Here is a 7,348-nt window from a genome sequence, read left to right on the forward strand (position 1 = left end):
TTTTATACACCGTGTATCGGCTGAAGGCCGAGCCGACGATTTTGTCAACTGGGTCCACCTCCTCAACGAAGCCATATTCGCTCGAACTGATGCATTGCTCGATAAGTGGACTAAGGGCAAGCCCTGGGATAAGAAGTCGTTTAAGGACGGCATTATCCTCCATGCCCACGACTGGCTCGCTGAGTTTGCTGCTACCCCCCTAAAGCACAAATACAAACTGCCGCTTATTGCGACCATTCACGCTACCGAACATGGCCGCAATAATGGCATTGGTACAGATATTCAACGTTATATCAACAGCATCGAATGGAAGCTTGCTCACGAAGCTTGGCGCATCATTGCCTGCAGTGAATACATGCGAGGCGAGATTTCGAACACTTTATCCGCAAATTTGGATAAGATCGATGTCATCTACAACGGTGTAGAGGCAGCTAAATTCAATTTCGAGTTCTCGGAAGAAGAACGTCAGGCATATCGCGCTAAGTTTGCTGCTCCGGATGAGAAGTTGGTTTTCTACGTTGGCCGTTTTGTTAGAGAGAAGGGTATTCACATTCTTCTCGATGCCGTTCCACGAGTGATGGCAGCTTATCCGAAAGTCAAATTCATCATTGTTGGCGGGGGTTGGCGAGAGCACTTTGTGAACTATACTCGCTTCCTCGGCGTTAATCGCTCGGTTTTTTTTGCCGGTTTCGTTCCCGATGATGAGTTGCTTAAGCTCTATCGAGTCATCGATGTCGCCACATTCCCTAGCTTGTACGAGCCATTCGGAATTGTTGCGCTTGAGGCTATGGCAGCGCATGTGCCGACTGTTGTTTCCGATGCCGGCGGTCTTAAAGAAATCGTTCAACATGAAGTAAGCGGTACCGTCACCTGGTTGAACAACAGCGACAGTCTGGCATGGGGAATCTTGAATGTATTAAAGAACCCTAAGCAAGCCAAAGAAATGGCCGACAAAGCCTATGACCGTGCGATAAAGGTATTCAATTGGGATCTGATTTCCAAGCAGACCATCGGCACTTACAAACGCGTTTGGGAAGAATACGGCAAGTCGGGTTGGTGAAGACAAAATGCAGGAGGTGGCCCATCAGTCGCCTTCGAACCGAACCGTTAGCTCTCGATTAAGCATTCCTTGGATAGGCAAGGTTGCTTTGCTCTTCATGACGGCCACGCTTTTGCCCTACCTCATCGGATGGTCAATCGCCGGCAAAAGCTACTACACCGGTTTCCACTATAATGCCGATGATTTCTGCGTCTATACCGCTTGGATGACCCAAGCAAAACAAGGCCATTTCTTCTTCGATAACCGCTTTACCACCGACCCACAGCCAAGACAAACGGTTCACTTATTCTTTTGGGCATTAGGTACTATCGAACGTTTTACAAACCTGCCACCCCAGATAATATTACACTTGGCGAGATTTATTTTCGGCATATTGATGATATGGGCCTTCTACCGCCTTTCACAACGTCTATTGACTAATGAAGAAAGCCGACGATGGGCGGTATTATTGGCTTTACTCTCGTCGGGTTTAGGTTGGACTGCCTGGCAGACCTACGGCTGGATCGCTCCAGCCGATGCGTGGCAGCCAGAGCTTATGACCTTTACAAGCCTTTACTTCAACCCCCTATTCGCAGTTGCCGGTTGGCTTATTCTGGAGGTCTGGCTTGCGGTTCTCGATGCCGAAAAAAGCTGGAAAGCCGTCCCACGCGGCGCCTTATTTGCTTTGCTTCTGGCGAACATCCACACTTATGATATTGTTACCATCGCTGCTGTCGGAGTGGGGTTTGTTATTCTAAAGGCCGTAATGCGGCAATTAGATTGGCGATGGCTCCTGCGGGTCGGTGTGATTGCATTAGGGGCTATTCCGCCGCTGTTATGGCTTCTACACGTCCACAGCGTCGATGCCGTCTTCCGCTCCAGAGCTGCCACCCAAACGTTCTCAGAGCCTCTCTGGAAATATCTAATGGGCTTTGGGCTACTTATCCCGTTAGCGCTTGCCGGCATGTACTATGCGCTGCGAAAACGGGATGCCTTTACGGACAATGCCCGCGCCCTTCTCCCCGCATGGGCGGTAATCGGTTTTGCTATCCCCTATCTTCCAGTGCTATTCCAACGTAAGCTTTGGATGGGTGAACAATGGCCTCTCGTGTTACTAGCTGCGGGTTTCCTATGGCTTCTCTTGTCCCGTTTGCCCTCACCTCGCCGATTGGCACTGTTTGGATTAGTTCTTCTTGTGCTCATTCCGACAAATATAAAGTGGGTTCAGCGCGATTTTGATCTTCTATTGGCAAATAAATCCAACACCACAATGCATTGGCCTTATCTTGACCCCGATTTATGGGATGTAATCCAATGGTTTGGTAAGAATACCCAACCGGATGAAGGAGTCGTAGCAATGCCCAATTTGGCCTGCTACATCTCTGCGTTCGCCGGCAATCGCACTTATGTAAGCCACTGGAGCGAAACCCCCGACTTCATAACCCGCCTCAATGAAGTCCGTACCGGCATACTAAGCACTGCCACCACAATCGACGAAAAACGCTATCTTCTAAACCAAGCCGACGCCACCTACGTCCTCACCTTCCGAGAACCCGCCAAAATCCCCGAACTCCACCTAGCCGATCTCTCCCCCCTAGGTCCAATTGTCTACGAAAATGGAATCTTCAGGGTGTATCGGGTGCGGTAAATTAAAAAAGGCACAGCCAAAGAGCCGTACCTTTTGTTTATCTTAATCCCGTTGTTTATCTTAATCCCGCTAGCCTTACAGAATTGGGCCGGCGGATTTTATTTCTTCGTGGGGAACAGGTAAATATTAATTATCGAGTAAGTCCGATTCGGCTGGGCGGCCACCAAATGAACTCTGAACGACCCATCACCCGTTCGCGATCTAAGAGTCCCCAGAAACGACTGTCATAACTTGAAGGTCGGTTATCACCCATCATCAAATACATCCCAGGCGGAATTGGGCCAGGGGAAGCCTTAATTAACTTATCAGCCTCAGCTCCATCAATGTATCTATTCTGCCCCACAAAAACTCTGCCATCTTCCCAACGAACCGGTTCGCCATTTACTATTTTGAAACAAGTTATTGAATCAGCCGGCGCTTTACGGGCAAATGGTTCATTGACTGGTTTACCATTACGGTAAAGGACAGGGGTGCCATCAGGCTGCTTGCGAATTTCGACTATCATACCAGGCGTTCCGATACAGCGCTTAATTAGATAGGTCTTTTCAGGTGTTTGACCCTCTGAAAGCGAAGAAGGCGGGCCTCGAAAAACAACAATCTCGTCTACCTTTGGATCGCGAGTTCGATAGAGCCCTTTGTTGACAAGCACATAATCGCCTATCAACAGCGTATTGACCATCGATTCGGAAGGGATGTTGAATGTTTGAATTGCAAATGGCCTTAGAACCAGAAACACAACAACCGCAGCCCAAATAATCGAGTCGAACAACTCGCTCAACCATTTGGTTACCGGTTCCTGAATTGGTTGTAAAGCTAAACGCAATACAGTCAGCCCCAGTGTTACCATAACGATGATAAATACACTGGCTCCAGCGACTGTCTCAATTATTCGTGCAAGAGTAGTGGGATTGCCCATTTTTTATATCTATAACAAGGCAGCTACTTGCCGGACTTTGAATAACCGCGCTCTTTGATACGAGCAGCTTTTCCGACTTTATCACGAAGGAAGTAAAGTTTAGCTCGTCTTACAGCGCCTCTACGTGTAACTTCAACCTTCGCAACAAATGGCGAATGAAGCGGGAAGGTTCGCTCGACCCCAATACTATTGGAGATTTTGCGGACGGTGAAAGTGGTCGAGATTCCGCCATGCTTGATAGCGATGACGACACCCTCGTATATCTGGATGCGGTCTTTTCCGCCTTCACGTACCTTCACACTTACTTTAACCGTATCGCCAGGTCCGAATTCAGGGATCTCGGTCTTGAGATAGGGTTTCGTTATTTCTTCTATTAACTGCTGAGACATCATTCACTCCTATGCTAATGTTCACTCATTAACTTTAAGTCTTCTTTTTTTATTGGCGCTCTGGCAAACAGATCGGGTCTTTCTTGCCGAGTGCGCAAAAGCGATTGTTTACGCCTCCAACGGGCGATTTCTGCGTGGTTACCGGACTGTAATACTTCCGGAACCCGCATTCCATGAAACTCTTCAGGCCGCGTATACTGCGGATACCCCAGTAGACCTTCGGCAAAAGAGTCTTGTTCGAGCGATTCCTCGGAGCCTACTACTCCCGGCAGCAATCGTGCTATTGCATCAATTATAACTAATGCGGGCAACTCGCCTCCGGTCAGCACATAGTCTCCAATCGAGACAACATCCGTCACCAACCCCTGGCGTATCCGCTCATCAATACCTTCATAATGGCCGGAAATCAGCATCAAATAAGGCTCAGTAGCCCATTGTGCAGCGAGTTGCTGGTCGAACAAGCGAGCTTGCGGTTCCAACAACACTATTCTCGGCTTTTCAACATTGGCTTCCGCCAAACAGGCTTCAGCAGCTGCACAAACCACATCCGGTTTCATAACCATTCCGGCGCCGCCGCCATAGGGACTATCATCAACCGTCCGATGGCGATCGTGCGAAAAGTCACGCGGATTGCGTGTACCTACGGTAAGAGCGCCGATTTCTCGAGCACGCTTAACAATGCTATAGCTTATGCCTGCCTCGATAAACTCAGGGAAGAGCGTAATAACATCAACCCTCATCCTGGGTCTCCGGCAAAAGTCCGGGCATATCTTTCACAACCATACGTTTGCCCTGCATGTCCACTTCTAAAATAAAACTGCGAACCGCAGGGATTAAGATTTTACCCACAACATACACATCATTAGCTGAATGTTGCAACACATCATCAATTTTTCCGATGTGCTGCCCATTATCCAGATAGACATCAATACCGATTAAATCGGAAACGTAATACTGCCCCTCTTCAAGCTCCATACGCTCACTGGCAGGAACCAGTACTTCGGCGAAGCGGTAAACTTCAATATCTTCGATTCGTTGATCCCCTTGGAAACGAATAATAACGCTGCCTTTATACCAGCGAGCGCTTTCTATTAATCGCTCTTGAGGAATGCTATCCTGCTTTAAGCGTAAGAACACACGCTGCCCAGGTTCGAACCGTTCGGGAAAGTCGGTTTCAGAGTGTATTTTAACTTCACCCTTTAAGCCAACTGGCGCGCCTACTATGCCGATCAAAAGCCAGTCCTCGAACTGATCCTTCATAAGATAATTATCTTACTCCTGCTGCGTGACAATTTCCAAGAACACTCTGCGTTTGTCCTTCGAAGCTGCAGCCTTAATAACCAAGCGTAAAGCGTTGGCGATGCGGCCGTTTTTACCGATCACCTTCCCAATGTCTTCATTAGACACAAACACCTGGTACTTCGTATGATCTTCCAAAGGATGCTCTTCAATGCGAACTTCCTCTGGATTGTCAACCATCGATTTGACCAAATACTCGATCAGCTGTTTCAAGGAGACACCTAGACCCTCGGCACGTTATGCCTGTGTTTTTTTGGTTACTTTCTTTTGAAGGATGCCTTCTCTTTCTAATAACCACCTAGCGGTATCTGTTGGCTGAGCGCCGGTGCTTATCCAATAAGCGGCTCTCTCAGCATTTATTTTGACCGTCGACGGATCCGTCAACGGATCATAAGTCCCGATGGTTTCTACAAATCTTCCATTTCTGGGCGCCGTGCTGGGCGAAACAACCATTCTATAAAATGGGCGTTTCTTTGCTCCCATTCGACGAAGTCGGATTTTAACCAAAGATATACCTCCCTACGTTTTTACAAGTCTTTTCAGTATAGATGATTCCGAAACGGTTAATACTAAAATAAATAGCGCTGTTTACAGTTGACAGATGATAATAATTAAAACCTTGGGAGCGCGCCAGGCCATTTCTTTTTCTTTCCTGATCCTGCTCCACCCATCAAAGTCTTTAACATCTGTCGCATACCGGTTAACTGTTTGATTAATTCGTTTATTTCCTGAACGGTAGTACCCGAGCCTGCCGCGACGCGTCGCTTTCGGCTTCCATCAAAAATCTCCGGATGGCTTCGCTCACGCGGCGTCATCGAATGGATAATCGCCTCTACTCGCTTTAAGCTCTCTTCTTGCGCCTGACCATCGATTGATTGCTTGATCTTGTTAAGTCCGGGGATCATCCCCATTACTTGATCGAGAGGCCCCATACGGCGCACTTGCTGCATTTGTTCTAAAAAATCGTTAAAATCGAGCTGCTTCTTACGAAGTCTTCGCTCCATTTCCTGGGCTTTTTCGATATCGATTGCTTGCTCGGCTCGTTCCACCAGCGATAACACATCGCCCATTCCCAGGATTCGTCCGGCGATTCGATCGGGATGAAAAACCTCAATCGCGTCATCTTTTTCGCCTGTTCCGTAAAACCGTATCGGCTTTCCGGTGACGGCTTTGACGGAAAGAATGGCTCCACCGCGCGCATCACCATCCATTTTGGTAACGATTACACTATCTATCCCAAGCTGTTCATTGAATGTCTGCGAGACGTTGACCGCTTCTTGACCGGTGGTGGCGTCCACCACTAGGAAGCTTTCATGCGGTTGCGCTATCTGCTTGACATCGCGCAGCTCCTGCATCAGCGCTTCATCGATTTGAAGCCGTCCAGCCGTATCAACGATCAGCACAGCAACATCACGCTCCGATGCGTTTTGAAGAGCGCCTTTGATGATCTCGCTTGGTGATGCGCCATCGTGACGGGAAAAGACGGGCACACCCACTTGCTCGCCTAATACTTCCAACTGCTTAATTGCGGCAGGCCGCTGCACATCGGCAGCCACCATCATCGGCTTCTTGCCCTGCTTTTTCCAATAGCGCGCAAGCTTAGCAGCTGTTGTCGTCTTACCACAACCTTGCAGACCGCAGAGTAAAAATACTGTCGGCGGCGTGCCCGCCCAATTGACATCGGAGACCTGGCCTCCTAGGAGTTCTATCAATTGGTCACGAACGATCTTAATAACCTGCTGGGCTGCGGTCAGGCTCTCTAAGACATCCTGTCCAACCGCTTTCTCTCTTATTAAGTTGACAAAGTCCTTGACGACGCGAAAATTCACATCGGCTTCAAGCAACGCGATTCGAACTTCGCGCATCGCTTCGTTTACGTCCTGTTCGCTTACCCGCCCCTTGCCGCGCAAGCGTTCGAAAATGCCTTGCAGCTTATCAGTCAGACTTTCAAACATATTTACTACGTATCACCCTCATACATGTACGGGTAGAAACAGGTTTGCCCCAATTTCGGGTGCGATAGAGTATACCCTTCAAGCCAATCTATGTCAAACGTG

Annotated in this window: 9 protein-coding genes; 2 read left to right on the forward strand and 7 right to left on the reverse strand. The window is 48.5% G+C overall.

The genetic code is table 11. The features are described from left to right. Together WCO51_07535 and WCO51_07540 are read left to right on the forward strand one after the other, a co-directional pair. Nucleotides 1-1,060, forward strand: a 1,060-nt coding sequence (locus WCO51_07535; GenBank protein ID MEI6513112.1) for a glycosyltransferase family 4 protein, incomplete at its 5' end; no start/stop codon positions are given. Nucleotides 1,061-1,067: 7 nt separating this feature from the next. Beyond that, the gene (locus WCO51_07540) at nt 1,068-2,687 is read left to right on the forward strand and encodes a hypothetical protein (GenBank protein MEI6513113.1); all 1,620 of its coding nucleotides are present in this window, start codon (nt 1,068-1,070) and stop codon (nt 2,685-2,687) included. Nucleotides 2,688-2,817: 130 nt separating this feature from the next. On the opposite strand, the gene lepB is transcribed toward WCO51_07540, so the two are convergent. The 7 genes from lepB to ffh all read right to left on the reverse strand — a co-directional run bounded on the left by lepB (nt 2,818) and on the right by ffh (nt 7,246). Continuing rightward, nucleotides 2,818-3,603, reverse strand: a complete 786-nt coding sequence (lepB, locus tag WCO51_07545; GenBank protein ID MEI6513114.1) for a signal peptidase I — start codon at nt 3,601-3,603, stop codon at nt 2,818-2,820. Between the two features lie 23 nt (nt 3,604-3,626). Continuing rightward, nucleotides 3,627-3,995, reverse strand: a complete 369-nt coding sequence (rplS, locus tag WCO51_07550; GenBank protein ID MEI6513115.1) for a 50S ribosomal protein L19 — start codon at nt 3,993-3,995, stop codon at nt 3,627-3,629. Nucleotides 3,996-4,006: 11 nt separating this feature from the next. Then, on the reverse strand, nt 4,007-4,732 hold the full coding sequence (gene trmD / locus WCO51_07555) for a tRNA (guanosine(37)-N1)-methyltransferase TrmD (protein ID MEI6513116.1): 726 nt from the start codon (nt 4,730-4,732) through the stop codon (nt 4,007-4,009). Then, on the reverse strand, nt 4,722-5,252 hold the full coding sequence (gene rimM, locus WCO51_07560) for a ribosome maturation factor RimM (GenBank protein ID MEI6513117.1): 531 nt from the start codon (nt 5,250-5,252) through the stop codon (nt 4,722-4,724). Before rimM ends, trmD begins: the two co-directional genes overlap by 11 nt. 12 nt (nt 5,253-5,264) lie before the next feature. After that, nucleotides 5,265-5,504: a KH domain-containing protein gene (locus WCO51_07565; protein ID MEI6513118.1), complete on the reverse strand. Its 240-nt coding sequence runs from the start codon at nt 5,502-5,504 to the stop codon at nt 5,265-5,267. A 24-nt stretch (nt 5,505-5,528) separates the two neighbouring features. Next, nucleotides 5,529-5,798, reverse strand: a complete 270-nt coding sequence (rpsP, locus tag WCO51_07570; GenBank protein MEI6513119.1) for a 30S ribosomal protein S16 — start codon at nt 5,796-5,798, stop codon at nt 5,529-5,531. Nucleotides 5,799-5,902: 104 nt separating this feature from the next. Next, complete coding sequence (gene ffh / locus WCO51_07575) at nt 5,903-7,246, reverse strand: signal recognition particle protein (protein MEI6513120.1); 1,344 nt, start codon at nt 7,244-7,246, stop codon at nt 5,903-5,905. Nucleotides 7,247-7,348 lie beyond the last annotated feature (102 nt).

The sequence above is a fragment of the bacterium genome (assembly GCA_037131655.1).
In the GTDB taxonomy this organism is placed as follows: Bacteria; Armatimonadota; Fimbriimonadia; order Fimbriimonadales; family JBAXQP01; genus JBAXQP01.